Genomic DNA, 1683 nt, shown 5'->3' with positions numbered 1-1683 from the left:
TGGGACGCAAGATGCGTTCCACGACAGACCAAGGAGTTTCCCTTGAAGCGCATCCTCCTCCCCGCCGGTGGCGCCATCCTGGCCACCGGTCTGCTGGCCGCCGGTCTGGCCGGCACCGCCCAGGCCGACCCGACCTGGGCCTACGACACGATGGCCAAGGACGCCCCCACGGCCATCGAGACCGCGAAGTTCTGGCTCGCCGCCAACGGCAAGACCAACCGTCTGGCCGAGGCCACGCCGTACACCTGGGAGACCAAGGCCACGCCGAAGCTGAGCGTCGGCGGCGGCTACACCCCCGACGGCAAGCCCGGCTCGGTCGTGCCGATCGGCGAGGAGAAGAAGTCGGCCACGGTCGTCAAGAACATCAACCTGCCCAAGACCATCGGCAAGGTGTTCTTCGTCGACTCCGACAACAACCTCAAGTGGTGCTCCGCCACCTCGATCCAGGCCAAGTACCGCAACCTGGTCGCGACCGCGGGTCACTGCGTCTACGACGACGCCAAGAACTCCAGCGTCATGGACCACTGGATCTTCGTCCCGGGCTACTACCAGGGCAAGGCTCCGTGGGGCGTGTACGTCGGTAAGACCGCCTACACCCACTACGACTACTCCGCCTTCGAGGACCGCGACCGCGACTACGCGTTCGTCACGGTCTACAACGGCGTCCAGGTCGGTGGCGGCTCGGTCAAGGAGATCTCCAAGAGCGAGTTCGACAAGGCGGGCCCCGGCAAGTTCGTCAAGGAGACCCCGATCACGGCCGAGCAGTACGCTGCCGGCTACGAGAAGTACGGCGAGGCCGGCCCGTACAAGGCCAAGGCCGTGGACCCGAAGGTTGAGCACGTCGCCAAGCCGGCCGGCGTGACCAACCAGAACTTCCACCAGTACGTCGCGGGCAAGGACGGCGTCAAGGTCGTCGGCGTCGAGGTGCTGGAGTCGCAGTTCAACGCCGCGGCCCAGGGCCTGGACAACGGCAACCGCTACAACGGCCTCAGCCAGGAGGTGGCGATCTCCAAGGAGGAGTTCGACGCCCTCACCGCCGCCAAGGCTGACGGCAAGTTCCTCGGCAAGCTGACCGCGGTCAAGGTCGGCGAGAACGTCGTGGGCTGGAAGAAGCAGCAGTTCTTCGTCAAGGCGTGGGTGAAGACCACCGCTCAGACGAAGTACTGGGTCGAGACCTACTACCTGGCCGCCGACTTCATCAAGGACACCGGCCGCCTCGGCGACAACGTCGGTGGCCAGGGCTTCGCCTGGAACCAGAAGACCGGCCAGAAGGTCTTCGTGTTCGGTTACCCGGCGGACGCTCACCCCGACGGCCACAAGGCCTACACCGGCGTGACCGCCAAGTGGTGCTACGGCACCACCACCGGCAAGACCTACACCCACGCCGCGACCAAGGTCGAGGAGCACGTCGGCCTCAAGTGCGCGATGACCCCGGGCGCCGACGGCTCCCCGTGGCTCATCAAGTACAGCAACGCCAAGCGTCTGGGCTACGTCAACGGTGTCACCAGCCTCTTCGGTGACCAGGACAAGAACAACCGCTACGACCTGAGCACCTCGGCGTACTTCGACGGCGAGACCGCCGCGATCTACAACAAGGCCGCTGCTGTCTGGTCCGGCTCGATCGTCAAGTAACACCCGGCGATCACCCGAGGCTTCCAGGGGTCCAAACCCTGAAAGACTCAC

General features: G+C 65.5%; 1 protein-coding gene. It reads left to right on the top strand.

Features of this window, described 5'->3' with window-relative positions:
• The first annotated feature begins 42 nt into the window (after window positions 1–42).
• Window positions 43–1632 carry a trypsin-like serine peptidase gene (locus tag IEZ07_RS35185; protein ID WP_191898757.1) on the top strand — a complete coding sequence of 530 codons (1590 nt, stop codon included), beginning with the start codon at window positions 43–45 and terminating at the stop codon, window positions 1630–1632.
• The last annotated feature ends 51 nt before the right edge of the window (window positions 1633–1683 follow it).

It is taken from the genome of Planomonospora parontospora (assembly GCA_014647935.1).
Taxonomy (GTDB): Bacteria; Actinomycetota; Actinomycetes; order Streptosporangiales; family Streptosporangiaceae; genus Planomonospora; species Planomonospora parontospora.
Note: the sequence above shows the minus strand (reverse complement) of the source record. Positions and strands in the feature narration are given on the sequence as shown.